Origin of the sequence: Arthrobacter sp. UYCu512, from assembly GCF_040547075.1 — a bacterium.
In the GTDB taxonomy this organism is placed as follows: Bacteria; Actinomycetota; Actinomycetes; order Actinomycetales; family Micrococcaceae; genus Arthrobacter.
Map to the genome: position 1 here is coordinate 139,011 of NZ_JBEPPA010000001.1, position 25,428 is coordinate 164,438.

25 protein-coding genes and 1 tRNA gene are annotated in these 25,428 nt (G+C 66.6%); 12 read left to right on the forward strand and 14 right to left on the reverse strand.

The features are described 5' to 3' along the window. Positions 1 to 86: 86 nt before the first annotated feature. Together ABIB49_RS00665 and ABIB49_RS00670 are read left to right on the forward strand one after the other, a co-directional pair. Positions 87 to 1,700 carry a peptide chain release factor 3 gene (locus ABIB49_RS00665; RefSeq protein WP_354156561.1) on the forward strand — a complete coding sequence of 538 codons (1,614 nt, stop codon included), beginning with the start codon at positions 87 to 89 and terminating at the stop codon, positions 1,698 to 1,700. 205 nt (positions 1,701 to 1,905) lie between these two features. Further along, positions 1,906 to 3,264 (forward strand): protein kinase domain-containing protein, encoded by a 1,359-nt coding sequence (locus ABIB49_RS00670; protein ID WP_354156562.1) that lies wholly within the window; start codon positions 1,906 to 1,908, stop codon positions 3,262 to 3,264. Positions 3,265 to 3,270: 6 nt separating this feature from the next. Here ABIB49_RS00670 and ABIB49_RS00675 read toward each other — a convergent pair whose 3' ends face one another. After that, entirely contained in the window at positions 3,271 to 4,470 is a 1,200-nt protein-coding gene (locus tag ABIB49_RS00675; protein WP_226773857.1) for a PucR family transcriptional regulator, read from the reverse strand. 100 nt (positions 4,471 to 4,570) lie between these two features. Between ABIB49_RS00675 and ABIB49_RS00680 the strand changes: the two genes are divergently transcribed. Continuing rightward, positions 4,571 to 5,644 carry a ferredoxin reductase gene (locus ABIB49_RS00680; protein WP_226773858.1) on the forward strand — a complete coding sequence of 358 codons (1,074 nt, stop codon included), beginning with the start codon at positions 4,571 to 4,573 and terminating at the stop codon, positions 5,642 to 5,644. Between the two features lie 13 nt (positions 5,645 to 5,657). After that, positions 5,658 to 6,860, forward strand: coding sequence for a fatty acid desaturase family protein (locus ABIB49_RS00685; protein ID WP_226773859.1), 1,203 nt, complete (start codon positions 5,658 to 5,660; stop codon positions 6,858 to 6,860). 189 nt (positions 6,861 to 7,049) lie between these two features. Here the strand turns inward: ABIB49_RS00685 and ABIB49_RS00690 are convergent, their stop codons facing one another. The 5 genes from ABIB49_RS00690 to ABIB49_RS00710 form a co-directional block, all read right to left on the reverse strand. Beyond that, positions 7,050 to 7,685, reverse strand: coding sequence for a class I SAM-dependent methyltransferase (locus ABIB49_RS00690; RefSeq protein WP_282359493.1), 636 nt, complete (start codon positions 7,683 to 7,685; stop codon positions 7,050 to 7,052). 16 nt (positions 7,686 to 7,701) lie between these two features. Continuing rightward, entirely contained in the window at positions 7,702 to 9,177 is a 1,476-nt protein-coding gene (locus ABIB49_RS00695) for a multicopper oxidase family protein (protein ID WP_354156563.1), read from the reverse strand. Beyond that, on the reverse strand, positions 9,177 to 9,503 hold the full coding sequence (locus tag ABIB49_RS00700) for an SHOCT domain-containing protein (RefSeq protein WP_226773862.1): 327 nt from the start codon (positions 9,501 to 9,503) through the stop codon (positions 9,177 to 9,179). Before ABIB49_RS00700 ends, ABIB49_RS00695 begins: the two co-directional genes overlap by 1 nt. Positions 9,504 to 9,755: 252 nt before the next feature. Next, the gene (gene radA, locus ABIB49_RS00705; protein WP_226773863.1) at positions 9,756 to 11,129 is read right to left on the reverse strand and encodes a DNA repair protein RadA; all 1,374 of its coding nucleotides are present in this window, start codon (positions 11,127 to 11,129) and stop codon (positions 9,756 to 9,758) included. Between the two features lie 75 nt (positions 11,130 to 11,204). Further along, positions 11,205 to 12,332 (reverse strand): FUSC family protein, encoded by a 1,128-nt coding sequence (locus tag ABIB49_RS00710; protein ID WP_226773864.1) that lies wholly within the window; start codon positions 12,330 to 12,332, stop codon positions 11,205 to 11,207. A 253-nt stretch (positions 12,333 to 12,585) separates the two neighbouring features. On the opposite strand from ABIB49_RS00710, the gene pstS reads away from it, so the two are divergent. The 4 genes from pstS to pstB all read left to right on the forward strand — a co-directional run bounded on the left by pstS (position 12,586) and on the right by pstB (position 16,727). Continuing rightward, entirely contained in the window at positions 12,586 to 13,707 is a 1,122-nt protein-coding gene (pstS, locus tag ABIB49_RS00715; protein WP_226773865.1) for a phosphate ABC transporter substrate-binding protein PstS, read from the forward strand. A gap of 142 nt (positions 13,708 to 13,849) precedes the next feature. Next, the gene (gene pstC / locus ABIB49_RS00720; RefSeq protein WP_226773866.1) at positions 13,850 to 14,782 is read left to right on the forward strand and encodes a phosphate ABC transporter permease subunit PstC; all 933 of its coding nucleotides are present in this window, start codon (positions 13,850 to 13,852) and stop codon (positions 14,780 to 14,782) included. Continuing rightward, positions 14,783 to 15,892: a phosphate ABC transporter permease PstA gene (gene pstA, locus ABIB49_RS00725; RefSeq protein WP_226773867.1), complete on the forward strand. Its 1,110-nt coding sequence runs from the start codon at positions 14,783 to 14,785 to the stop codon at positions 15,890 to 15,892. A 55-nt stretch (positions 15,893 to 15,947) separates the two neighbouring features. Further along, positions 15,948 to 16,727: a phosphate ABC transporter ATP-binding protein PstB gene (gene pstB, locus ABIB49_RS00730; protein ID WP_226773868.1), complete on the forward strand. Its 780-nt coding sequence runs from the start codon at positions 15,948 to 15,950 to the stop codon at positions 16,725 to 16,727. 29 nt (positions 16,728 to 16,756) lie between these two features. Here the strand turns inward: pstB and ABIB49_RS00735 are convergent, their stop codons facing one another. From ABIB49_RS00735 to ABIB49_RS00745, 3 genes are all read right to left on the reverse strand, one after another. After that, complete coding sequence (locus tag ABIB49_RS00735; RefSeq protein WP_256446609.1) at positions 16,757 to 17,764, reverse strand: inorganic phosphate transporter; 1,008 nt, start codon at positions 17,762 to 17,764, stop codon at positions 16,757 to 16,759. Between the two features lie 10 nt (positions 17,765 to 17,774). Beyond that, the gene (locus ABIB49_RS00740) at positions 17,775 to 18,392 is read right to left on the reverse strand and encodes a DUF47 domain-containing protein (protein WP_226773870.1); all 618 of its coding nucleotides are present in this window, start codon (positions 18,390 to 18,392) and stop codon (positions 17,775 to 17,777) included. Between the two features lie 367 nt (positions 18,393 to 18,759). Next, complete coding sequence (locus tag ABIB49_RS00745; RefSeq protein ID WP_226773871.1) at positions 18,760 to 19,416, reverse strand: hypothetical protein; 657 nt, start codon at positions 19,414 to 19,416, stop codon at positions 18,760 to 18,762. 213 nt (positions 19,417 to 19,629) lie between these two features. Between ABIB49_RS00745 and ABIB49_RS00750 the strand changes: the two genes are divergently transcribed. From ABIB49_RS00750 to ABIB49_RS00760, 3 genes are all read left to right on the forward strand, one after another. Further along, positions 19,630 to 19,702 (forward strand) — tRNA-Lys (locus ABIB49_RS00750). Positions 19,703 to 19,906: 204 nt separating this feature from the next. Further along, complete coding sequence (locus tag ABIB49_RS00755) at positions 19,907 to 20,929, forward strand: PHP domain-containing protein (protein ID WP_226773902.1); 1,023 nt, start codon at positions 19,907 to 19,909, stop codon at positions 20,927 to 20,929. A gap of 249 nt (positions 20,930 to 21,178) precedes the next feature. Continuing rightward, positions 21,179 to 22,027: a putative protein N(5)-glutamine methyltransferase gene (locus tag ABIB49_RS00760; RefSeq protein ID WP_226773872.1), complete on the forward strand. Its 849-nt coding sequence runs from the start codon at positions 21,179 to 21,181 to the stop codon at positions 22,025 to 22,027. Here the strand turns inward: ABIB49_RS00760 and ABIB49_RS00765 are convergent, their stop codons facing one another. The 4 genes from ABIB49_RS00765 to ABIB49_RS00780 form a co-directional block, all read right to left on the reverse strand. Continuing rightward, positions 22,028 to 22,408: a hypothetical protein gene (locus ABIB49_RS00765; protein ID WP_226773873.1), complete on the reverse strand. Its 381-nt coding sequence runs from the start codon at positions 22,406 to 22,408 to the stop codon at positions 22,028 to 22,030. It abuts the gene before it with no gap. A 119-nt stretch (positions 22,409 to 22,527) separates the two neighbouring features. Continuing rightward, positions 22,528 to 22,791 (reverse strand): GlsB/YeaQ/YmgE family stress response membrane protein, encoded by a 264-nt coding sequence (locus ABIB49_RS00770; RefSeq protein ID WP_226773874.1) that lies wholly within the window; start codon positions 22,789 to 22,791, stop codon positions 22,528 to 22,530. Between the two features lie 225 nt (positions 22,792 to 23,016). Then, positions 23,017 to 23,226: a dodecin gene (locus tag ABIB49_RS00775; RefSeq protein ID WP_226773875.1), complete on the reverse strand. Its 210-nt coding sequence runs from the start codon at positions 23,224 to 23,226 to the stop codon at positions 23,017 to 23,019. Between the two features lie 96 nt (positions 23,227 to 23,322). After that, the gene (locus tag ABIB49_RS00780; protein WP_226773903.1) at positions 23,323 to 24,096 is read right to left on the reverse strand and encodes an SGNH/GDSL hydrolase family protein; all 774 of its coding nucleotides are present in this window, start codon (positions 24,094 to 24,096) and stop codon (positions 23,323 to 23,325) included. A gap of 285 nt (positions 24,097 to 24,381) precedes the next feature. On the opposite strand from ABIB49_RS00780, the gene ABIB49_RS00785 reads away from it, so the two are divergent. Beyond that, the gene (locus tag ABIB49_RS00785) at positions 24,382 to 24,639 is read left to right on the forward strand and encodes a metal-sensitive transcriptional regulator (protein WP_226773876.1); all 258 of its coding nucleotides are present in this window, start codon (positions 24,382 to 24,384) and stop codon (positions 24,637 to 24,639) included. Between the two features lie 37 nt (positions 24,640 to 24,676). Here ABIB49_RS00785 and ABIB49_RS00790 read toward each other — a convergent pair whose 3' ends face one another. Beyond that, positions 24,677 to 25,387: a FadR/GntR family transcriptional regulator gene (locus tag ABIB49_RS00790; RefSeq protein ID WP_226773877.1), complete on the reverse strand. Its 711-nt coding sequence runs from the start codon at positions 25,385 to 25,387 to the stop codon at positions 24,677 to 24,679. Between the last annotated feature and the right edge of the window lie 41 nt (positions 25,388 to 25,428).

Consider the following 25,428-nt stretch of genomic DNA (forward strand, 5'->3'; position numbering starts at 1 on the left):
AACAGAATCACCCGCGATCCCACCGGCCCAGCCGGGCCCGGCAGGCCCGGGGGCGCCACCACCAACGCCGCAGCGAAAGTAGCATCGTGTCTCAAGAAGTCCTTAGCCCCGCCCGAGTCCAGGAGATTCACAAGCAGGCGGCCCGGCGTCGGACTTTCGCGGTCATTTCGCACCCCGACGCGGGTAAATCCACGCTGACCGAGGCGCTCGCGCTGCACGCAAAGGTGATCGGCACTGCCGGCGCCTCCAGCGGCAAGGCCAACCGCAAGGAAACCGTCTCGGACTGGATGCAGATGGAAAAGGACCGCGGTATCTCGATCAGCTCCGCGGCGCTGCAGTTCTCCTACCGGGACACCGTGATCAATCTGCTGGACACCCCCGGCCACGCCGACTTCTCCGAGGACACCTACCGGGTGCTGGCCGCCGTAGACTGCGCCGTGATGCTTGTGGACGCCGCCAAGGGCCTGGAAACCCAGACGATGAAGCTCTTCGAGGTCTGCAAGCAGCGCAACCTGCCGATCATCACGGTGATCAACAAATGGGACCGCCCCGGCCTGGACTCGCTGGCGCTAATGGACGAAATCACCGAGCGCACCGGCCTGAAGCCGATGCCGCTGACCTGGGCCGTGGGCATCTCCGGTGACTTCCGCGGTGTCTGGGACCTGCGCAATGACCGTTTCGCCCAGTTCAAGCGAAACAATTCCGGCGCCAACATCGCGCTTACCGAATACTTCACGCCGGAGGCGGCCGCAGCCAGCCAGGGCGAGGACTGGTCCAACGCCGTCGATGAGGCCGGGCTGGTGATCGAGTCCAACCTGGAGTTCGACATCGAAGCCTTCCACGCCGGAGAGGCGACCCCGATCCTTTTCAGCTCCGCAGCGCTGAACTTCGGCGTCAAGGAGATCCTTGATGCCCTCGTGGACTTCGCCCCGCCCGCGGCCCCGCGGCCCGACGTTGACGGTGCCCCGCGGGCCGTCGACGCGCCCTTCGCTGGATTCGTCTTTAAGGTCCAGGCCGGCATGAACAAGGCGCACCGGGACCACGTCGCCTTCATCAGGGTCTGCTCCGGCGTCTTCGAACGTGGCATGGTGGTGACCCAGGGGCGGACCGGCAAGTCCTTCGCCACCAAGTACGCCCAGCAAGTCTTCGGCCGGGAGCGCGAGGTGATCGACGAGGCGTTCCCCGGTGATGTTGTGGGCCTGGTGAACGCCTCCTCGTTGCGGGTCGGGGACAGCCTGTTTGTCGAGAAGCCGGTGGAGTTCCCCGCGATCCCGCTGTTCGCCCCGGAGCATTTTCAGGTGGCGCGGTCCAAGGACCCCAGCCGTTTCAAGCAGTTCCGCCGCGGCATCGAACAGCTTGAACACGAGGGCGTTATCCAGGTGCTCCGTTCGGACGTCCGCGGCGACCAGGCGCCGGTGCTGGCCGCCGTCGGGCCCATGCAGTTCGAGGTAGTTGAAGACCGGATGGCGCACGATTTCAGTGCGCCGATGCGGCTGGAACGGCTGCCGTACTCGATCGCCCGGATTTCGACGGCGGACGCCATGCCGGCGCTGGCCAACGTCCCCGGGGCCGAGGTGCTGCTGCGCTCCGATGGCGAATACCTGGCCTTGTTCAACGACGTCTGGGCCCTGCGCCGGATCGAAAAGAACCACCCGGACCTGACACTGCTGCCGATCGGCACGCACAACCCCGCCAAGTAGCTGCCGGCACCGCGTGCGTGCGTGGCAGGATGATCCGCCGCAGGTCTTCCTGAATCACCTTTCCGCGGTATCATAAGTAACCTTGCTAATGATGCGGGCGCCCCACCTTTCGGCTTTTTGGACTGATCCGCGCGATTTCGTCGGCGGGCCCCGCACTTTAAGGGACAACGAACACTCTTTGACTGACTACAACAGAAAACTCGGCATGGAACCAGGCTTCCTGCTGAGCGGCCGCTACCGGATCCAAGCCCTCATCGGCACGGGAAGCCAGTCCACCGTGTACCGAGCCCATGACGAACTCCTGCAGCGGGAAGTGGCAGTCAAACTCTTCCGGGACGACGCGGATGATCTTGAACATACCCGCCGGCAGGGGCAGGAGGTCCGCATCCTCGCGGGGATGGGCCACCACGCCCTGGTGACGCTGTTCGACGCCGGCGCGGACCTCAGCGACACGGAGGCGCGCCTCACCTACCTCGTGATGGAACTGGTCCGCGGACCGGACCTGCGCCACCGTGCCGCCCAGGGGCCGCTCTCCGCTGCACACATGGCCCTGATCGGCCACGACCTGGCGGACGGACTCTCCTACATTCATCATCACGGGATTGTGCACCGCGATGTAAAGCCGGCCAATATCCTGCTGGTCGATTACAGCAACGACGACAGGCGCCCCCGGGCCAAGCTCAGCGACTTCGGTGTTGCCGTGATGACGGGCAGCGGACCCGTGGGCGACGACTCCGGAACCTCCGGGACGCCCGCTTACCTGAGCCCGGAGCAGGCTGCCGGTGAACCGGCCGGGCCGCTCAGCGATGTATATTCCCTCGGACTGGTGCTGCTCGAAGGGTTAACCGGAAAGATGGCGTACCCCGGTGCCCCCATCCAGTCCGCCGTCGCGCGGCTGCTCCACGACCCGGACATCCCCGAAGAACTTGCCCCCATCTGGACGTCGCTGCTGTCCTCCATGCTTGCCCGGGACCCGGCGGATCGGCCGCCGGCCCGGGAGGTTTCCCTCGCGCTGCGCCAGGAAGTCATCAACGGCGCGGCCCGCCACCGCCTGGAGGCAGCCCCCGGCGGGACCGGCGAGGAAGCCAGGATGCGCGCGGTGGAGCGCTACCGGATCCTCGACACGCCGTCCGACGGTGCCTTCGACCGGATCGCACGCCTCGCGGCACGGATGTTCGCCGTGCCCGTGGCGATCGTGAGCGTGGTGGACCACGACCGGATCTGGTTCAAGGCCCATCACGGCACTGACGTTACGCAGATTGGCCGCGACCCGGGGCTGTGCGCCTCCGCGATCCTGCAGGACGAAACCTGGATCGTGGAGGACGCCACCCGGGATCCCCGCAGCCTCGCCAACCCCCTGGTGGCGGGCGAGTTCGGCCTGCAGTTCTACGCCGGAGTCCCGCTGCGCACCCCCGACGGCTACAACCTGGGCACCTTCTGCATCTTGGACCGGGAACCCCGGGTGTTCAGCGCCGCCGATACACGTGCGCTGGAGGACCTGGCAGCGATCGTGATGAATGACCTGGAGATGCGGTTGCAGAGCAGGGAAGCGATCGCCAGTTAGCAGGTATTAGCGCCAGCCGGCACGGAGCGCCAGTTCCAGCTCAAACCGCGCCTCGGGGTCCTCCAAGGCGTCGCCGAACAACTCGCGCAGCTGCGCCGCCCGGTACCCCACCGTCTGCGGGTGGATGCCGAGCTCTGCGGCCACCGGACCACGCTGGCCCCAGTGCCGCAGCCAGGACAGCAGCGTCTCCGCGAGCCGCTCCCGCTGCGCCGGGCGCAGCCCCTCCAGCGGCGCCAGCCTGCGGTTGGCCAGTTCTGCGATTGCTGAGGGCTCCGCCCCGAGGATCACCTCGGCCAAATGCTCGTCCGCCCAGATGGGCGGGTCCTCCGGGCCGTCCCGGGGCTGCAGGACCGAGGCAGCGAGCACTGCCAGACGCAGCGAATCGGGGACTTTCTCCCAGCTCCCGGCGGGCCCAACCGCCGCCCCGCGGCCACGCAAGGCCTTCTCAAGGTCCGCCCGCGCGGAGGGTGACTGCCGGGCCGGAACCAGGGCAACGGCGTCGGTCTCGCGTTCGATCACAAGTGTTCCGGCGCCCAGCCTCAGCCGCAGCCCCGCGGCCCGGTCCACCGGCAGGGTCACCACCACCATCCGCTGCGGCAACGACCAGTCCGCCATCGCAGCAGTCTGGCGCAGTGCCGCCTCATCCGCCTGTCCCAGCAGGAGCAGGTCGAGCAGTTCGGTGCGCCGGCGGTCCACCGCGCCGGCACGTTCCGATTGTTCAAAGGCGTAGGCTTCGGCGCTGACGGCGGACAGTTCGTCGATGTAGGCCAGGATCGATTCACCCAGGTCCACCACCACGCTCTGGCCAAGGTGGTGTTCCACCGAAACCCTGGACATCTCGCGGAAGGTGACCCGGGCCCCCATCCGGTAGGCGCTCAGCAGCGCGTCCATGCTCCGTCCCTGCCGGAACTCCCCGCTCCCCAGCCCTGCCACGAGTTGCCTGCTCTCCTCCGAAAGGGCAGGCAGCCGGGTTGCCGGCAACTGCAGGAAGCGCTCCAGTGCCGCGGCCACCCCCCGGCGCAGCCCGCGGCCGAAGCGGCCTTCAATCGGCCTGGCGTAGGCCGGAACAAGCTGCGGCACGGCGTCGATGATGGCCTCGACAATTCCCGGCATCATCGGCCGGAGCACGTCACTGACCTCACGCGGCAAGGCCAGCCACGGCGGATCGGCAGCGGAAGCGGGAGTGCCCGACGGGGCTGTATTCATGGGCCTGGTTCCAATATGTTGTTGCGGGGAGACAGTTTATCTACTTCGATCGTATGCCTAGGGTGAAGAAGTATGACCGCCACTGACATAAGCTTGATACATGATCCGGCTCCGTAAGCTGGCGCGCGCCGCATCTCTACTGACCACCCCCCTAGCTCCAGAAGACATTCTGTCGCTGTTCAATCCTGTGTTTTCCGCCCGCCAACTGCGCGGTGTGGTCACTCGGGTGGTTCCAGAAACGGCCGATTCCGCCACAATTTTCTTCCGTCCCGGCCGCGGCTGGCAAGCACACCTCGCCGGCCAGTGGGCCCGCATTGGCGTCGAGCTTGACGGCGTCCGCCACTGGCGCTCGTATTCGCTCAGCGCCCCCGCCGGCAAGGACCCGGCCATCACCGTCAGTGACATGGGTGCCGTCTCCGGCACTTTGGTGCGCCACACCAAGCCCGGCGACGTTCTCTTCCTGGCGCCGCCGCAGGGTGACTTCGTGTTACCGGAGCACCCGAGGCCACTGCTGATGCTTACTGCCGGGAGCGGAATCACCCCCGTTATGTCGATGATCCGCACCCTCGTGCCGCACCGGCCCGACTCCGACGTTGTCCTCATTCACACGGCCCGGACCCCGGCGGATGCCATCTTCCGCGAAGAATTGGCCGAACTCGCGGACCAGTTCCCCAATTTCCAGGTCACCAACTGGTTCACCGGCGAACGTGGACGGCTGGATTTCACGTCGACGGCCGAGCTGGACGGACTTTGCCCGGACTGGCGCCAGCGCGCCGCTTACGCCTGCGGCCCCGAAAGCTTCCTGGACGACGCCGAGGCGCTCTGGGAAGCTGAGGCCGCCACCGCGGTGGCACAGCCGGAAGCCAGCCTCACGATCGAACGCTTCAGCACCAAGCTGGCCGGCGGTTCAGGGCACGACGGCGGATTGGTCACCTTCGAGGCGTCGGACCGCGAAGTCGAAGCCGGCGGCGACACTCCGCTGCTCGACGTCGGCGAGGATGCCGGCGTCCTAATGCCCAGCGGGTGCCGGATGGGCATCTGCCACAGCTGCCTCATCCCGCTCCGGGCCGGCCAGGTCCGTGACCTGCGCACGGATGAAGTCCATGGCGAGCCCGGCCAACTAATCCAGACGTGTGTTTCGGCAGCCGCCGGACCCGTTAACCTCGACCTCTGAGGAGTACCACAGCATGACGATTGTTTCTGACAAGCAGGACCTGTCCGAGGACGCTCCCCAGGGCGCCAATGACTCTGCCAAGGCGCCCGCTTCCGTGAAGACGCGGCCCGGTGCCCTCGCCGAGTCCGGCAGCCCGACCGTTCGGCCGCCGGCCGCCGCGCACCTCTCCGATGAGCAGGTCGCGGAGCTCGGCCGTGAACTCGACGCGATCAAGGACGACATCCTTGCCAAGCGCGGGGCGTCCGATGCCGCCTACATCCGCCGTATGATCAAGATCCAGCGCGGACTGGAGATCTCCGGCCGGGCCGCCCTGCTGGTGAGCAAGAACAAGGCAGCCTGGGTCACCGGAACCACGCTGCTGAGCTTCGCCAAGGTCCTGGAAAACATGGAGCTGGGGCACAACATCCTGCACGGCCAGTGGGACTGGATGCGGGACCCGGACATCCACTCCACCACCTGGGAGTGGGACTTCGTTACCCCGGCGCGCGCCTGGCAGCACACCCACAACGACCTGCACCACCGCTGGACCAACGTCATCGGCAAGGACAACGACGTCGGATACAACCTGCTGCGTATGGACGCCCAGCAGGAATGGAAGCCGTTCAACCTCGGCAACCCGGTGTACAACGCACTGCTGGCACCGGTCTTCGAGTGGGGCATCGCGATCTACGATCTTGAGCTGCAGGATTACAAAGAGGGCAAAAAGTCCAAGGAAGCCCTCACCAAGGACCTCAAGGCGCTGGGCCGCAAGGCCCTCAAGCAGTTCACCAAGGACTACGCGGCCACGCCCGCCGTCGCCATGCTGACCGGCTCCGGCAAGCAGGCGCTCTACGGCACCCTGACCGCGAACGCAGTTCGAAACGTCTGGGCCCACGCGGTTATTTTCTGCGGGCACTTCCCCGACGGGACCGACACCTTCACCGAAGAAATGGTCGAAGGTGAGACCCGCGGCGACTGGTACGTGCGGCAGATGATCGGCTCCGCCAACATCTCCGGCTCCAAGTTTATGCACCTGATGACCGGCAACCTCTCGCACCAGATTGAGCACCACCTTTTCCCGGACATCCCGTCCAACCGCTACGCGGAGGTGGCCCCGAAGGTGCAGGAGATCTGCAGGCGCTACGGCCTGCCGTACACCACCGGCCCGATCTGGAAGCAGGTCGGCTCCACCTGGGCCAAGGTCTTTAAGCTCGCTTTGCCGCCCAAGAAGGCCTAGCTCAACCGATCCGACTGAAGCAGGGGGGCCCGCCGTACCGGTGGGCGCCCCTGCTGCGTGTTGTGGCCGGTGCTCCGTCCCAGTGGCCTGCCCGGACGGCCCGGCGGGGCCGGGAAGTGCGCGGATTCCGGCCAGCGCCAGGCCCGCGGGTGTCCGCAGCCGGGCGGGAACGTCGCGACGGTCCGGGTGTCAGTCTCTGGCCGCCACCCCAAGCACGTGCGCCAGCGGCGGGTTGCCCGGCAGGACCGAGAAACCGAAGCGCTCAAGCCCCTGGACTGTAAACCCCGCCCGGGCGATGCCGCCAACGGTGTCCCGGTTCGGGTGGCAGCCGCCCGCCAAACGGCTCCACAACGGCGTAATCAGGTCCTCAGCGGCAGCAAGCACCCGGTGCGCCGAGCGGACGTGCTCGTAGAACAGCAGCAGCCCGCCCGGCCGCAGGACCCGAACCACCTCCGCCAGGGCAACGGACTGGTCCGCGACGCTGCACAGCACCAGGCTGGAGACCACAACGTCGACGGAGGCATCCGCCGCGGGCAGCGACTCCGCCACGCCGTCCTGCACCATGACCGGCACGGATGCGTTGCGGGCGGCGTTCCGGGCCAGCTCCCGGAGGGTGGGGTCCGGTTCGAGGGCCAGCACGGTTCTCACAGCGGAGGGATAGAACTCGAAGGTGGCACCGTAGCCGGCCCCGATTTCGATGACGACGCCGCGTGCCGCTGCCACGAGGCGCCGCCGGTGGTCCGCTGCGCCGCGGGCGTCCATCCGCGGACCGACGCGGGCGAAAGATCGTCCGAACGATCGGCTGGGTGGGCTCGTCTCGGGCATGTGGCCTCTTTTCCGGTCAGCTGACCTCAATTACTCCCATCATTCCCAGGTCCTCATGGTCCAGGATGTGGCAGTGGTAGACAGAGCGGCCGCTAAAGTCACGGAACGCGATCCGGACCGTGGCCCGCCCGTTCGCCCGCACATTCACCACGTCCCGCATGATAACGCCCTCGACTGCCTGGCCGTTGTCCTCGATGAGCTGCATCGGCCACACATGGAGGTGGAAAGGGTGGTCCATGGGGCTGGTGTTGACCAGCGTCCATTCCTCCACGCTTCCGGCCGGCACTACCGTATCGGTACGGGAGCCGCTGAATTCGCGGCCGTTGATGCTGAACCCCATCATGCCGGACGGCCTTCCTTGTCCCATGCCCATGCCCATGGCCAGGAGCAGCTGCCGGCGCGCGGTGACGGTGGCCGTTCGGAGGTCCTCCGGCGCCGGCCGGGGCGGGACCGCAGCGGGCGCGTCCGCGGATTCGCCGCTGACCCGAAAGACGGCCAGCGCCGCCGGCCCGCGGCCGGTAAGCGGCCCCTGCCGCATCATGCCAGGCATACTGCCACGGTTGTAGGGAAGCGCCTGTAAAACGGTGTCGCCGGCAGTTGCCGTCACCAGCAGGTCCGCCCGGTTTCCCGGCGCCAGCAGGAGTTCCTCAACTCTGCCGGGCACGGGGGACCGTCCCGAATCCATGCCAATCAGGTCCAGCCGCTGGCCGTCCAGCCGGAGCCGCAGGAAGCGGGCGGCGCAGGCGTTGATAATCCGCCAGCGTTCCCGTTCGCCCGGGCGGGCGGTGAGCAGCGGGTTGCGTTGACCGTTGAGCAGGAGTAATTCGCCTTCCCGGCCCGCCATCCGCTCCGGCTGCGACACAGCGGCGACGCTGCCGGCGCTGTCCAGGGTGGTGTCCGAGACCAGCAGCACCCGGTCCGCGCTCACCGGGATGGTCTCGGAGTCCTCGACGATAATCGCACCGAAAAGACCGGCGAAGATCTGCCCGGCCACCGTGCCATGGTGATGCGGGTGGTACCAGTACACGCCCGGCGGATGGTCCGGAGGCAGCCGGTAGCTGTAGTCGAACGCCTCCCCGGGCCTGACGGCGAGAAACACGTTGTCGCCATTGGCTTGCGGGGACACGTGCAGGCCATGGACGTGCAGGTTGGTTGCTTCGTCCAGGCCATTCACCAGCCGGATGGTGAGCTCGTCTCCGGGGCGCAGCCGCAGGGTGGGGCCTGGAGAAGTGCCGTTGTAGCACAGCGCGCTGGCAGGGCGGCCGCCAAGCTCGACTTGGCCGTGCGCGGCTTCAAGGGTGAGTTGCAGCTTGCCGGCCGTGCTGCGAAGTTCCGGGGGGATGCGCAGTCCGGGGCCCTCCGCGTCGGCCATTCCACCGTTCGGTGGCTCGGCGGAAGCCAGGGACCACCACAGCCCGGCTCCGCCTGCCACAGTGGCCGCCGTGCCGAGGCCGCCCAGGAGCAGGGTGCTGCGACGGCTGATTGGCCGCACTAGGATTCCTCGCCGAGGACTTTCACGTTCTCGCGGTACTGTTCCGTGGTGAGCTCGCCCTTGGCAAAACGTTCGTCCAGGATCAGCCGTGCCTGGCTCTTTCCGCCCGGTGTGCCCGGCGTGCCGGGGAAGCCGGGGCCGGCCGGGGGAGTACCCGGCTGGCCATAGCTTGGGGTGCCGTAGTGGCCGGGTTGAGCCGGCCCGCGGCGGCCGGCTCCGCCGCTGAACGTGCGGACCGCGAGCAGCACCAGCGCTGCGATCCCGACCAGCAACAGCGCGCCCCAGAGCCACATCCAGCCGATGCCGTTTCCGTAGTTTCCCATCATGGCCGCTTCCTCTCGCCCCTCGCCGCTCGCCGCTCGCCGCTCGCCCCGCGCCGCTGTCCTGTCCTGTCCTGTCCTGTCCTGTCCTGTCCTGTCCTGTCCTGTCCCCATCGTCGGCCGGATACCGGGCGGCGGCTAGGGTCCAAAGTCGCTTCCTGAGGGTCTTGCTGCGTTGCTGCCCGGTTACTTCGTCAGGGTGTGCTGCAGGCGGGATATGCGCCTGCGGAGATCCAGCGGCGACTCAGCGGGAACGACTCAGCTGATCAGCAGGCTCAGCGCCTCGGTCAGGTGCCCGACTTCCCGCACCGAGAAGCCCGCGGGCACCGGTCCGGGGCCATTGGGGCTGGCCGGCACCACGGCATGGGTAAAGCCCAGCCGGTGGGCTTCCTGGATCCGCTGGTTGATCCCGGGGACGGCGCGGACCTCGCCGGCCAGTCCCACTTCACCAAAGGCGATGAGCCGCTGCGGCAGGGGTTTTTTGGCTTTCGCCGAGGCCACGGCCAGCGCGACGGCGAGGTCGGTGGCGGGTTCACTGAGCTTCACGCCGCCAACTGTCGCCACGTAGGAATCGTCCTTGTTCAGCAGGCAGCCGGCCCGCTGCTGGAGTACGGCCAGCAGCATGGCCACCCGGGAACTGTCGAGTCCGCTAGTGGCCCGGCGGGGTTGGGCACTGGAGCTTTCTGCCAGCAGGGACTGCACCTCCGCGAGCAGGGGCCGGCGCCCTTCCAGGGTCACGGTGATGCAGGTGCCCGAGACCGGCTCCTTGGTCCGCGAGACGAAGAGCCCGCTCGGGTCGGCCAGGCCTTCGATCCCGTCTTCGTTCAGGTCGAAGCAGCCGACGTCGTCCGTGGGCCCGTACCGGTTCTTGACGGCCCGCAGAAGCCGCAGCCGGGAGTGTCGTTCGCCTTCAAACTGGCACACCACGTCGACCAGGTGCTCGAGCAGCCGGGGTCCGGCGATCGAGCCGTCCTTGGTCACATGGCCGACCAACAGGGTGGTCATGTTGCGGCGTTTGGCGGCGGCGATCAGGGAGGCTGCGACCTCCCGGACCTGCGAGACACCGCCGGCGCTGCCTTCGACATCGGCGCTGCTGAGTGTCTGCACGGAGTCCACGATCAGCAGCCGCGGCTCCAACTTCTCGACCTGCCCCAGGGCTTGGCCGAGGTCCGTTTCGGCGGAGAGATACAGGGATTCGGCGACGGCGTCGATGCGGTCCGCGCGCAGCTTGACCTGCGCTGCGGATTCCTCGCCCGTGATGTAGAGGACATCCTGTGCGGTGCGGGCAAACTTGGCGGCAACGTCCAGCAGCAGGGTTGACTTGCCGACGCCGGGTTCGCCCGCCAGCAGGATCACGGCGCCAGGGACCAGCCCGCCGCCGAGCACACGGTCCAGTTCATCCACCCCGGTGGGCAGGAAGGCAGCGGTGGTGGCATCCACTTCGGAGATCCGGCGGGCCGGTTCCAGCACGCTGGTGGCCGCCGTTGTGCGCGCCACGGCGCCGCCGGTTTCCTCAACGGTGCCCCAGGCCTGGCACTCGCCGCAGCGGCCCACCCACTTAGCGGTGGTCCAGCCGCATTCCGCGCATTTGTAGCCCGGCGCCTTGGTGGCGCGGGAAGTCTTGGTAGCCATTGCTCCACCTTATCGGCGCCCTGTGACAAGCACGCTTCCGCGCCGCGGCGACTACAGCGGCCAATACCGCGGCGACTACAGCGGCGGAAGGATGTCCCGGGCTTCCCCGGAGTCGACCCCGGCCGCCTCAAGCAGGTCCACCATCAGCGGACGGAACAGCATCACCACCGTTTCGCCTTCCAGCCGCTGCACATCCAGCAGCCGCGGGTGCAGGCGCCCGGCAATTTCCCGTAATTCCGTCCGGGCCGTCCGCAAGTGGGCGCGGCGGACGCCGTCGTGCACTTCGGCCAGGCCCAGGGAGAGTTCGTCGACGGCATCGGCCGTGTCATGCAGGACCTCGGCGATGTTCTGCGTCGCCTCGTCGGACAGGGCCGCATGATTGATGGCGCTGGTCAGGCGGCGGGCAAAGACGCGGCTGTTGCGCAGTGCCAGGTCGATGTAGTCGAGCGACTGTTCCATCTGGTCCAGCTCGTCCCGGTGCCTGCGGTAGGCCGGCGACAGGGTCGCCACCTCGCCGGAGGACCGCAGGGTCTGCCGCATGGCATCGACGAGCGGCTGGCAGTTCCGGCCCCGGATCAGCGCATGCCATGCCTGGGTCGCGTCGCTGGAACTCAGCGCAGAGCCGCATTCGCGCAGCACCTCGGCGAGTTCGTGCAGGAGTTTCCTGACGTCGTTGCGGGGTTCCCGGCGCGGGTCCTTCGGGATCAGGATGGTCACCAGGAGGGCAAACACCCCTCCAACAACGGCGTCGAGGCTGCGGGTAAACGGTCCTCCGTCGGGCGCCGGCAAAAGGACCACCAGCAGGGACTGCAGCCCCAGCTGGGTGGTGAAAATGGTGCCGCTGTCCAGGAACCTTGCCAGCAGGATCGAGAACAGCAGCACAACGGCGGCCTGCCAGATCCCGGCGCCCAGCCAGTGCAGCAGCAGGTCGCCGACGACGATGCCGATGGTGCAGCCGAGGCCGACCTCGATCACGCGCCGCAGCCGGGGGTCGCGGGAAAAGCCCAGCGAGATCAGGGATGACGTCGCAGCGAAGAGCGGGCCGCTGTGGCCCAATACGTATTCGGCGAAGGCGTAGGCGCCGACGGCGCAGCCCGTCATCTGAATGGCCGGCACCAGGGAGTTCCGGCTGCGGACCAGGCCGGTGCGGACCCTGCCGCGCAGGAACCGGGAGCTTGCGGAAAGTCCAATAGCGGGGGCCATGCGCTCCAGTCTAGAGGGCCGTTGAGCGTCCGGTCCGTCGGGGCCGGCCCCTACGACTGCGACGACGCCAGCGCAATGGGCCCCGGCGGATGTAAGCCAATGTCCCGGCGTCGTTAACCTTGCGTTCACCTTGGGCGGCAATTCTCTTCACTTGGGGCGCCTACCTTCGATAAAGGTACAAACCGTACGCATCTTTGACCGGGCTTCTCCCGCCCGGCACGCACAGAAGAATCCCTGGAAGGGGTACATCTCAGTGAAGGCACTCCGTTTCGGCCGCAACGCGGCTATCGCTGTCATCGCCGTTGGCGCTCTCGCGCTGACCGCATGTGGTTCGGACAACGCAACCGGCACCGCCCAGTCCGCCGCTCCGTCCGCTTCGGGCCCCAAGGTTACGGGCACCCTGACGGGTATCGGTTCCTCCGCGCAGGGCGCTGCCATGGATGTGTGGAAAACCAGTTTTGCCTCGGCAAACCAGGGCGCCACGGTGCAGTACTCCCCGGACGGTTCCGGTGCCGGCCGCAAGGCCATCCTGGACGGCTCCGCGCAGTTCGCCGGCTCCGACGCCTACCTCAAGGACGATGAGCTTGCCTCGTCCAAGACCCAGTGCGGTCCCGAGGGTGCGCTGAACATCCCCGTTTACATTTCCCCCATCGCGGTCGCCTACAACCTCCCCGAGGTCAAGGAACTGAAGCTGGACGCCCCGACTGTCGCCAAGATCTTCCGCGGTGAAGTGGCCAAGTGGAACGACCCGGCCATCGCCGCACTGAACCCGGACGCGACGCTCCCTGACCTCAAGGTCACCCCGGTGCACCGCTCGGATGACTCCGGCACCACGTCCAACTTCACGGATTACCTGGCCGCGGCCGCTCCCGAGGCCTGGACCGACAAGGCTGCCGGAATCTGGCCGGCCGCCCTGCAGGGCGAAAACGCCAAGGGCACCTCAGGCGTCGTGAAGACCGTCACGGACACCCCCGGCGCCGTAACCTACGCCGATGACTCCGCAGTAAGCGGCAAGCTCGGCACCGCGCAGATCAAGGTGGGCGGTTCGTTCACCAAGATCTCCGCCGACGCCGCGGCCAAGGCCGTCGACGCCGGTACTCCGGTTGCGGGGCGCAACGCCAGCGACCTGTCCATCAAGCTTGACCGCAAGACCACGATCGAAGGCGCCTACCCGATCGTGCTCGTGTCCTTCCACGTTGTCTGCACCAGCTACGAAAAGCAGGAAACCGTGGACCTGGTCAAGGCCTTCGAGAAGTACGTAGTCTCCGACGCCGGCCAGAAGGCCGCCGCCGAGTCCGCAAAGTCCGCCCCGCTGTCCAAGACGCTCCAGGACAAGGCCCTCAAGTCCATTGAGGCCATCAAGGTCAAGTCCTAGGGATCTTCTGCGCTGGCAGGCATAGTGGAAACACCAGCCTGATAATGGTTCCCTGCCCTGTTACGGCTGTCATCGACGGCCGTAACAGGGCAGGGAACCAATGTGTTTATCCGACGTACACACAGATCTGAAGGATCGTGAAGTGACCACCACCTCCCTGACCACGTCCCGGGGCGCAGGCCGCGCCGGCGACAAGGTCTTTTCCGCAGCCACTTTGGCCGCCGGGTGCCTGATCCTGGCCGTGCTCTTCGGGGTAGCGCTTTTCCTCGTTATCCAGGCTATCCCTGCCCTCGTGGCCTCCCCGGACAAGATCCAGGGCGGCGAAGGCTTCTTCCCGTACATCTGGCCGATCGTGATCGGCACGCTGATCGCAGCCGCTATTGCCCTGGTGATCGCCACCCCGGTAGCCATCGGCGTCGCTCTCTTCATCTCGCATTTCGCGCCGCGGCGCTTCGCCGCCCCGCTCGGTTACCTCATCGACCTGTTGGCCGCCATCCCTTCGGTGGTCTACGGCGCCTGGGGTGCGGCGTTCCTGTCCGGCACCATGACGCCGGTGTACCAGTGGCTGGCCAAGAACGCAGGCTGGCTGCCCATCTTCGAAGGCCCGGCGTCGGCAACCGGAAAGACCATCCTGACGGCCGGAATCGTCCTGGCGGTTATGGTGCTGCCGATCATTGCGTCCCTGACCCGCGAAATCTTCCTGCAGACCCCCAAGCTGCACGAGGAGGCGGCGCTGGCGCTCGGCGCCACCCGGTGGGAAATGATCAAGATGACGGTACTGCCCTTTGCCCGCCCTGGCATCATCAGCGCGATTATGCTCGGTCTCGGCCGCGCCTTGGGCGAAACGATGGCGGTGGCCCTCGTCCTGTCCTCCGGCGCCCTGACCGCCAGCCTGATCACCTCCGGAAACCAGACCATCGCTGCTGAAATCGCGCTGAACTTCCCGGAAGCCAGCGGATTGAAGGTCAGCACGCTCATCGCGGCAGGCTTGGTTCTCTTCGTTATCACCCTCGGCGTGAACATGATCGCCCGCTGGGTCATCATCCGGCACAAAGAATTCTCGGGAGCCAACTAAATGACCGCCACCCTGACCCCCGTCAAAAAGCGTTCGGCCCTCACCAAGGGCCAACTGCCAAAATGGGCGCCGTACCTGGTGCTTGGCATCGCCCTGGTTCTCGCCGCTGCCGTGATGGCCCTGATCGGATTCAACGCCTTCGGGTGGGGACTCGTCTCGGCCATCCTCTTCGCTGCCGGTCTTGTCGGATGGAGCGCCGCCGTCGAGGGATCCCGTAAAGCCAAGGACAAACTGGCGACCTGCCTGGTGGTGGGCTCGTTCCTGATCGCCCTGCTCCCGCTGATCTCCGTGATCTGGACGGTTCTTGTTAACGGGCTGCCGGGCCTGCTGGACCCGGGGTTCCTGACGACGTCGATGAACGGCGTAACGGGCGCCTTCGACAACAAGACCGTCGAGGAAGGCGGACCGGTTGTTGGCGGCATCTACCACGCGCTGCTCGGCACCATCCAGATCACCCTGCTGGCGACGGTCATCTCGGTGCCGGTGGGCCTCCTGGCCTCGGTCTACCTGGTGGAATACGGCAACGACCGGACCGTGGCGAAAGCCATCACTTTTTTTGTTGACGTTATGACCGGCATTCCGTCCATTGTTGCGGGCCTCTTCGCGGCGGCGTTCTTCTTCGCGGTGATGGGCCCCGGCACCAAGACCGGTGCCGTCGCCGCCGTCGCGCTCTCCGTCCTGATGATCCCCGTGGTGGTCCGCTCCAGTGAAGAGATGCTCAAGATCGTCCCCAACGAGCTTCGGGAGGCGGCCTACGCCCTCGGGGTCCGCAAGTGGCGGACCATCCTGAAGGTCGTTATCCCGACGGCGATCTCCGGCATCGCCTCCGGCGTCACCCTCGCCATCGCCCGGGTGATTGGCGAAACCGCACCGATCCTGGTCACCGCCGGATTCGCGACCGGCATCAACAGCAACGTGTTCGGCGGCTGGATGGCCTCGCTGCCAACCTTCATCTACACCCAGATCCTGAACCCGACCTCGCCGTCGAACCCGGATCCGTCCTCACAGCGCGCCTGGGGCGCCGCCCTGGTCCTCATCATCCTGGTGATGCTGCTGAACCTCGGAGCCCGCCTGGTTGCCCGTATCTTCGCACCCAAAGCCGGACGCTAGGCTGCTATGGCGGCCCCATTCTTCTTCCCGTACCTCCAGCAAGTGAAGGAACATCATGTCTAAGCGCATCGACGTCAAGGACCTGAACGTCTACTACAGCAAATTCCTGGCCGTCGCAGACGTTAGCATCAACATCGAACCCAAATCCGTGACGGCTTTCATCGGACCGTCCGGCTGCGGCAAATCCACTTTCCTGCGCACCCTGAACCGGATGCACGAGGTGATCCCCGGAGCCCGCGTTGAGGGCGAGGTGCTGCTCGACGGTGACAACCTGTACGCGCCCGGGGTTGACCCGGTGACCGTCCGCGCGCAGATCGGGATGGTGTTCCAGCGGCCCAACCCGTTCCCCACCATGTCCATCCGCGACAACGTGCTCGCCGGCGTCAAGCTGAACAGCAAAAAGATCTCCAAGGGCGAAGCCGACGCCCTGGTGGAACGCTCCCTGCAGGGTGCCAATCTGTGGAACGAGGTCAAGGACCGGCTGGGTAAGCCCGGCTCGGGCCTCTCCGGCGGCCAGCAGCAGCGGCTCTGCATCGCGCGCGCGATTGCCGTTGAGCCGCAGGTCATCTTGATGGATGAGCCCTGCTCCGCGCTGGACCCGATCTCCACCCTTGCCATCGAGGACCTGATCAACGAACTCAAGGACCAGTACACCGTGGTGATCGTGACCCACAATATGCAGCAGGCCGCGCGGGTGTCTGACAGGACGGCGTTCTTCAACATCGCAGGCACCGGCAAGCCAGGCAAGCTGATCGAATACGGCGACACCCACACCATGTTCAGCAACCCCACCGAGAAAGCCACCGAGGACTACGTTTCCGGCCGCTTCGGGTAAGCGCTCCGCGCGGAGCGCTTACGGCGTCGTTAGGGATTGCCCAGCGGCGAGAGGGACAAGGCGAGCACAAATGCCGTCGCCGCGGTGGCCACCGGAGTCAGCACCCAAAACATCAGGATCCGGATCACCACCTTTCGGTCGGTGGCCCGGAACGCCTGGTTGGTGCCGGAGCCTAAAACGGCGGAGGTGACGGTGTGGGTCGTCGAGATCGGCCAGTACAGGCCGATCGCGCCAATCAACAGGATCGCCGAGCTGAAGAGCTGTGCGATCGAACCGCGCAGCGGATCCATCCGGATCATCCGGTAGCCGATGGTGTAGGAAATCCGCCAGCCGCCTGCCAGGGTGCCGGCGGTCAGCAGGACAGCCGGGAACAGCGCCACCCAGACCGGCATAGCGCCTTCGCCGGCTAGCCCGGACGCCAGCAGCGCAAGGATCAGGACTGCGCCGGTGCGCTGGCCGTCCTGCAGGCCGTGGGCAAAGGCGACGGCGCCGCTGGCGATGCTTTGGGCCCGTCGCGACCGGCCGTTGACGACGTTTGGCGGTGTGTACCGGGCTGCCCACGTCGCCGGCCAGACCAGCAAATAGGCGCCGGCGAAGGCGATTACCGGCGAGAGCAGCAGGGGCAGCACCACCTGGAGGAGCAGGGACGAATCTACGCCGCCGACGTCGTTCCCGCCGAGCGCCGCACTCGCGACACCCGCGCCGGCCAGCCCGCCTACGAGGGCGTGGGTGGATGACGACGGGACGCCCCGCCACCAGGTGTAGATGCCCCACAGCACGGCACTAGCCAGGCAGGCGATCAGGATGCTGAGCCCGTTCACCCCCGGGGGCAGGCGCACCCAGGTCTGGCTGACCCCAAGGGCCAGGGCTGCGCTCAAGGCGGCGCCGATGAAGTTGAAGAACGCGGCCAGCAGCACTGCGACGGTTGGCGTGAGGGCCCGCGTCCGGACCGCTATCGCTACCGCCGCTGAGGCGTCCCTGAAACCGTTCAGGAAAGCGAAAGCCCCGGCGAAAACCACAACCAGGGCAAACAGCATCATCGTCACGTCAGGATTCCTTGACGATGATGCTGCCCACCTGGGTCGCGATCCGGCGCATCTCCCTGCTGACCCCCACCAGCTGCTCGGCGATATCCCGGTTCCGGGCGAAGCGCGCCGGCTTCATTTCGTGAAGCATGTCCGCGACCCAGACCCGGTGGGAGCGCTCGGCGCGTTTGGCGAGGCGGAGGACCTCGATCCAGTAGTCCTCCAGGTCGTTCAGGTTGTCCAGCCTCCGCATGGCGTCCACGGTGAGCTCGGCCTGCCTGCTAATGATCTCCAGCTGGTCCGCGGCGCGTTTGGGCAGGCGGTCCAGCTGGTACAGGGACACGAGGTCAGCGGCTGCATCGAGCTTCTCCATCGCCTCATTCAGGAATCGGGAGAGGGCGTACATGTCCTCGCGGGGAAGCGGGTTCACGAACGAAGTGCGCATATGCGTCAAGAGGGCGAAGTGCAGTTCCGCGGACTTTGCTTCGTGGTTGTGCATGTCCTCGAGAAGCCTGGCGTTTTCACTCGCAGGTGCGCCAAGGATTTCCGAGAGGGTGCCCGTGGCGAGGACAAGCTGGCCGGCAAGTTGGGCGAGGATGTTCAGCCCGGCGGGCTCCTGGGGGAAAAGGCGCAGCTTCACGTGTGAATTCCGGTCTTCGGGAGGGAGGCGCGCGGGGGTAGGGGGCCGGACGTGTGAGGTGAGGAAGACCCGCGCATAAGGAATACATTACCGTCCGCCCGGACAGCCTCGGATAGGCGCCGGCGGGGCTCCGGAATGTGACAGCGCCCCGGGGCGGAAGCGGAGCGCGGCGTCAAACCGGGCATAAAAATGGTGCCGAACCGGAGACGCCTCTCGGCGGTAGGCCGCTCTAGGCGGCTAGATGTTGAAGCCCGGGGGTTTCGCGGTTCGGCACCGCCTTTAGTTTTCTACGTGGCCGGTGACAAGTCAACATTGACAGCCGGTGTGCGGCGTGCTTTTCGGGTGCCGGCCGGCACCCCGCCCCGGCCTAGTCCAGCTCGCCCAGGCGCCATGCGTTGGCGGCGTGTTCGAGGTCCTCGGCCGTTTTGACCAAAAGATGCGAATTGCGCGTCAGCTTGCTCGCGTGGTTCTCGTTGGTGTGCTCAGCACCGTCAGCGAGAGTGGCCTGGCCCAGCGCCACAACGCGGCAGAATGCGGCAGAACGTTCCAGCGCGACGTCGAACTCGCCCTCGAACGCGCCGGAGAGGATGGCGTCCGCCATCGACTTCATTTCCTCGGCTCCTGGCGGCTCCGCGGCGCCGGCCACCACGCGGGCGACCTGGGCGGTGTCTTTGCCGGCTTTGAAGTACACGGAGATCCGCTCGGCGTCCTGGATCGTGGCGGCCCGCAGGGCGTATAGGCGCCAGAGGGCGCCCGGGAGCGAGCGTGCGGGGCTTTCGGCCCACATCTCGGCGATGGCTTCGAGGCCTTGTTCATCGGCGAGCTTCACCAGCCGCTTGGTCACTGCCGGGTCCTCGTTGTCGCGTCCGCGGCGCACGAGTGCCTGGGCTGCAAGATGGGCGGCCTCGGAGACGCGGGCAGGGTCGGCCCCGCCGGCGAAGGGCTCAAAGTCGATGGGGGCGAAGGGCTTCGGCTTGTGATGCCGGTGCGGTCCGGGGGTGCTGGATCCTGCTTGCTCGCTCATGCCACCACGCTACTCCAGTGCTGTCGGGGAATCGAGCGTGTGGGCCCTCGCCGGCCTGTGCCCCCGGCCCACGAACAGGGCACACGACGGCGGCGATCCCGCCCGATGCAAATAATCCGCCCAGGTCTGGGGTACAGTATTAACGTCCAGAAATGGACTGGGCTGATCGGCCCTTGAACAGTGGATTTATCCGCCGTTGAAGGTCGTCAGCTGGGGCCTTTAGCTCAGTTGGTAGAGCATCGGACTTTTAATCCGTGGGTCGTGGGTTCGAACCCCACAGGGCCCACCCACGGAGCAGGCCAGAGGAAATGTCCTCTGGCCTGCTCCTGTCTTAAGACCGCAGCAGGGGGCCGGCGGTCCGCCCGAGAGGGCCGTACTGGTGCTCACCGCCGTGCCGGTTCCGGTTCTTGGTATCGGCCCGCCGGGTGTGGCGGACCTGCCCGCCGCCGCCGGGGTCACCAGAGGCTGGTTGCGGGTGCAAAATGGTGCCATGGATGCCGTCGACGCGCTGAACGAGATTGCCTTCTGGCTTGAACGCGGGCTCGCCCCAAGCTTTAAGATCCAGGCCTTCCGGAAAGCCGCCGGAATCATCGCCGGTCTCGGGACAAATGAACTGGCGGCCCGTGCCCGGGACGGCCGGCTCAAGCGGACCAAAGGTATTGGCGACCGGACGTTCCAGGTCATCAGCGAGGCGCTCGCCGGCGATGTACCCCAGTACCTCAGCGGGCTGCGGAGCCGGGGGGCAGAGCCGCTGGCGCCGGGCGGGCGCACGCTGCTGGCTGCCCTCCGCGGGGACCTGCACGCCCACAGTAATTGGTCCGACGGCGGATCCACGATTGAGGCCATGGCAGCTGGCGCCAGGCTGCTGGGCCGTGAGTACCTCGCACTCACCGACCATTCACCCAACCTCAAGATCGCCAACGGGCTCAGCGCCGAACGGCTCCTCGAACAACTCGACGTCGTCGCCGGAATCAATGCCAACAACGGCGGCGGCTTCCGCCTGCTGCGGGGCATCGAGGCCGACATCCTCGAGGACGGCACCCTGGATCAGGCCCCGGAGGTGTTGGACCGCCTGGATATCGTCGTCGCCAGTGTGCATTCGAAGCTTCGTGCTGAGCAACGCACCATGACCCGGCGGATGCTCGGCGCGATCGCCGACCGGCACACAAACGTGCTCGGACACTGCACGGGCCGGCTGGTCCAGGGGAACCGTGGAACGCGTCCGCCGTCGGAGTTTAAGGCCAAAGAAGTCTTCGCTGCCTGCGCGGAGCACAACGTCGCCGTTGAAATCAACGCCCGGCCGGAGCGCCGGGACCCGCCCGGCGCCCTCATTGAGCTTGCTCTCGACGCCGGCTGCCTGTTCAGCATCAACAGCGATGCCCATGCCCCCGGCCAGCTCGATTTCCTGCAGTATGGTGCCGAGCGAGCCGAACGCCATGGTGTACCGGCGGAACGGATCATCACCAGCTGGCCCCTGGACCGCCTGCTCGAGTGGGCCGGTTCGAGAGGCTGACTGTAGCCCGCCGCTGCACCGGAGCATGCTCTCCGGGGCCGGGCAGGACTGGACATAGTGCTGCTGGGCCCAGTCCCGGGCGCGGAGGATGGACATGCCCACCGGTTCGGGAGGTGGGGTGTGCGCATCTTGCCGGGCTGCGGCGGGCAGCGAACGTCTGCGCAACTGTTGTCTGGTTGGGCCTGGCGCCATTCCCGCACTTCGATAGCATGAGGGCTACTGGGCCATCACCGGAAGGCGGTCTCAATAGTGAAGACCCCTCCTGCACCCCTGCTGACGGCTATTACAAGGCTTAGGGCCGCTGGTTGCGTCTTTGCCGAGGAGGAAGCGGGGCTGCTGGCGACGGCCGCCGCGTCGCCTGGCCATCTGGAAGCCCTCGTGCAGCAGCGGGCTTCCGGTCTGCCGCTTGAACACATCCTGGGCTGGGCGGAGTTCTGCGGACTCCGGATCCGGGTGGATCACGGCATCTTTGTGCCCCGCCGCCGCACCGAGTTCCTCGTCCGGCAGGCGGCCCGGCTGCTGGCCGCACCTTCAATCGTGGGCCGCTTGCCCGTTGTTGTAGACCTTTGCTGCGGGTCAGGGGCGGTCGGAACAGCGCTCGCGGCGCTGGCCGGTCCCCTTGAGCTGCATGCTGCGGACATCGACCCCGCGGCGGTGCGCTGCGCCGCCGTGAACATTGTGCCGTCCGGCGGTGCTGTCCACCAAGGGGACTTGTACGAGCCTCTCCCGGAGCGGCTCCGCGGCCGGGTCGACGTCCTTGCGGTGAACGCCCCGTATGTTCCTTCAGCGGACATCGCCACCATGCCGCAGGAAGCCCGCCTGCACGAACCTCGGGTTTCCCTCGACGGCGGTGCGGACGGGCTTCAGGTACAGCGAAGGGTGGCCGCCGCGGCGCCGGACTGGCTGGCGCCTGGCGGCTCCCTCCTGATCGAGACGAGCCGGCGGCAGGCGCCGCGGACCGTCGAACTGTTCATCCGGAACGGACTCACGGCCCGGGTGGCCAGTTCCAAGGCGTTGGACGCCACGGTTGTGATCGGAACTGTCGTCGCAGGAACGGCTGTGGGCGTTTCGCCCGTGCAGCCGGGAGCTCCGGTGTAGCTAGGAAACCCTGTCCGGATCGATGTTGGTCGCGGCTCCGGCCGGGGTGGCCCCGCCTTCGTCGGACCAGTCCTGGCCGTGCTGGTCGTTGAGAGCCGGGTCGGACTCGACGTCGGCCGTTGTCCCCTTCGGGGCGTCGCTGCGGACGGCGGAAACGATCACCGTACCGGCGCGGCGGGCCGCCTCGCCAAGCTGTTCAGTAACTTCGGGTGCTTTGTCCTTCACTGCGCCGGCCGCTGCACTCAGAGTGTCCTGGACCGGCTGGCTTGCCCACAGGCCCGCCGTGCGTGCCTTGAGCCTCTCGTACGCCGCCCGCCCGGAGCGGGACCCGAGAACGTAGCCTGCGGCGATTCCGGCTCCGAAAAGAAGTTTGCCTTTCATACTGTCCTCCTGCTTGTTGGTGGTGCTCACCATGGGTGTCCAGCAATTTCTGCCACGAGGCTGGTGCCAAAAAACCGGTCCCGGAAATATCCCGGGACCGGTTTCGCTTGCAGTCGCGTTTAGCGGGCTGAACGCTTGGAGATCATGCCGTAAACGAGCAGGACGATGATCGCACCGCCGATGGCCAGGAGCCAAGTGGACAGCGAGAAGAACTCGTTGATGCCCACGCCGAACAGCGCGCCGCCAATAAAGCCACCCAGAAGGGCGCCAACGACGCCGAGGATCAGCGTGATGATGATGCCGCCACCCTGACGGCCCGGCAGGATTGCCTTGGCAATGGCGCCGGCGATAAGACCCAGAATCAGAAATGCAAGAAAGCCCATTTTTATCGTTCCTTCTTCTACATAGAGGAGGCACCCGGATTGCCGGGTGCGCTACATCCTTCTGCCTCAATACTAATCATGCTTAGCATAAATGAGCCAGCTGAGGCAGTGGAAGCGTCCCGACGAGGGCGCCGCCGGGACCGTTGGCAGGCCTGTGCTGATGTCACCGGAACCGCCGCGGGTTGGCGGCAACCGGCGGAATTCAGGGTCTCCGGCTGCTTGCGGTCAGCGCTCCAGGCGGAACCCGAGCTTGATGGTGACCTGCCAGTCGGCGACCTGTCCGTTTTCGAGGTGGCCGCGCACTTCCTTGACTTCGAACCAGTCGAGGTTACGCAGCGTCTTGGCCGCCTCGGCGATGCCGTTGCGGACGGCGGCGTCAATCCCCTCGGTCGACGTTCCGACAATTTCGGAAATGCTGTAAGTGTGGTTAGGCAACTTCGCTCCTCGTGGTCGTCATCGTTTCCTGGCGGTGGGCCGTTCCTGCAGGTTAGCCGAGAGGGTGCTGCGTTACTAGGGGTGGGCGGCGGAGCCTCAGGACACCGAGACGGGCCCTGGTTCGGGGCGCTTGGGCGCCAGCGGGGGGACGTCGGGACGGTTCCGGACCCGGCCCACCATCCAGGGAAGCAGGTAGTTGGTGAACCAGGCCAGGTCTCCGGCCTTGCCTTCCCGCCACGTTCCGGCCGGCATGGGTTTGGGTTCCAGCGGGCTCAGGCCGTGGGGGACGCTCAGGGATTCCAACACCATGGCGGCCACGGTGTGGTGGCCCATCGGGGAGAAATGCAGGCGGTCCGGGTCCCACATTCGCGGGTCGGAGAGCTGGCGCAGGGACCAGAGATCAGCGATCACCCCGTGATGGCGTGCGGCGATGGTCCGGATGTTCTCGTTGAAGACAGCCACCCGGCCCCGGTTGTGGCCAAGCAGCGGCGTATCGCGCCAGTCCGGACCGGTGAACAGTACAATCGTCGCTCCGGTGGCACTGAGCATGCCAACTGCGGCGTCGAGGGCGGCAGCCAGACGGTCGGGATCGCTCCGGTGGAAGACAAGGTCGTTGCCCCCGGCCGAAAGGGTGACCAGGTCCGGCTTCAGCCCAATTGCAGGCCCGAGCTGCCGGTCCAGGATCTCGCGCAGTAGGAGGCCGCTGACGGCGAGGTTGGCGTAGCGGAAATCCGGCCGTGACTCGCTGAGCTCCTCGGCGATGCGGTCCGCCCATCCCCGCATGCCGCCGGGGCTGCGTGGTTCCGGGTCCCCGAGCCCCGCGGTAAACGAATCGCCCATCGCCACGTATCGGCCCCATTGCCCGGTAATCCAGGGGCCTGCGGTGGCCCGCCGATTCGAGGCCGGGCCCCGTCCCGGCGCGGGACCTCCAGCGCCGGCCTGGCCGGCGCCAGACTCCAGGAAACCGGCGGCGTTCACACCCCCAGCAATACGCCGAATGTTCAAGCTCCGCTAGGTACTTTGGTCCCTAGCCGGTCCAGCCGGGGTGGGCCGGTGCCGGTGGGGACAGCGAAGGGTTGAAATACCCTAAGGGGTATAGATCATACGCACGGGGGTATATCATGGAATATCACCCTGTGAATTCCGGAGGAACAAATGGAACTCGATGCCGCCGACATGAAGCCCGTCATCAATCGACTTCGCCGTGCCCAGGGGCAACTCGCCGCTGTCACCCGAATGATCGAAGAGGGCCGCGATTGCAAGAGTGTTGTCACCCAGTTGGCGGCCGTTTCCAGTGCGCTCGACAAGGCGGGATTTTCGATCATCGCCACCGGCCTGCAGCAGTGTATGCAGCAGGAGGACCCCAGTCTGGACCGCGCCGAACTCGAGAAGCTGTTCCTTTCGCTCGCCTGAGTTGATTAGTCCCTGGGTTGATTAGTCCCTGGGTTGATTAGTCCCGGCGCGCCGCCAGAACGTAGCTCTTGAGGTCATCCAGCGTTTGCTGCATGTGCTCGTCCATGGCATCCCGGGCCTGGTGCGGATCCCGCGTGGACAGCGCCTGGACGATCTTCTTGTGCTGGCCGATGGCGTGGGCCTGGATTTCGCGCACCTCGGACGTCTGGGTCCGCCGCCTTTCCAGTACCCGGTGCAGCGGTGCGAACAGTACTGCTACAAAAACGTTCTCCGAGGCGCGCAGAATGAGGTCGTGGAAGGCGAGGTCCGCCGCCACGAACGCGGCGACGTCGTGCCGCTCGTGCGCGTCCCGCATCGCCTCCACCTGGCCCTGGAGGGTGTTGAGGTCGGAGTCGCCAATCCGGCCGGCGGCCAGCTCGCACGCCCCGGTCTCCAGCATTCGGCGCAACTCGATCAGCTGAATCGCGGCCGCAGCGTCATTCTTTCCCTCCGAGGCTGCCCGGAGGACCGCCTCCAGGGATGCCCAGCGGTTGAGGGGGTTGACAAAGGTTCCGCGGCCCCGTTCCACACTAAGGATCTGCTGGGCCTGGAGGGTCTTCATGGCCTCCCGGACCGTCATGCGGCTCACCTCGTGGCGGGCGCTCAGCTCCAGCTCGCCGGGTACGGCGGCCCCGGGCGGGAATTCGCCGGCAATGATGCGGTCCAGTAGTTCATCCGCCACGACGCCGACCAACGATTTTCTTGCCAATTTTCCCCATCCGCTGCCACAGAATTGCCTGACCGGCCACT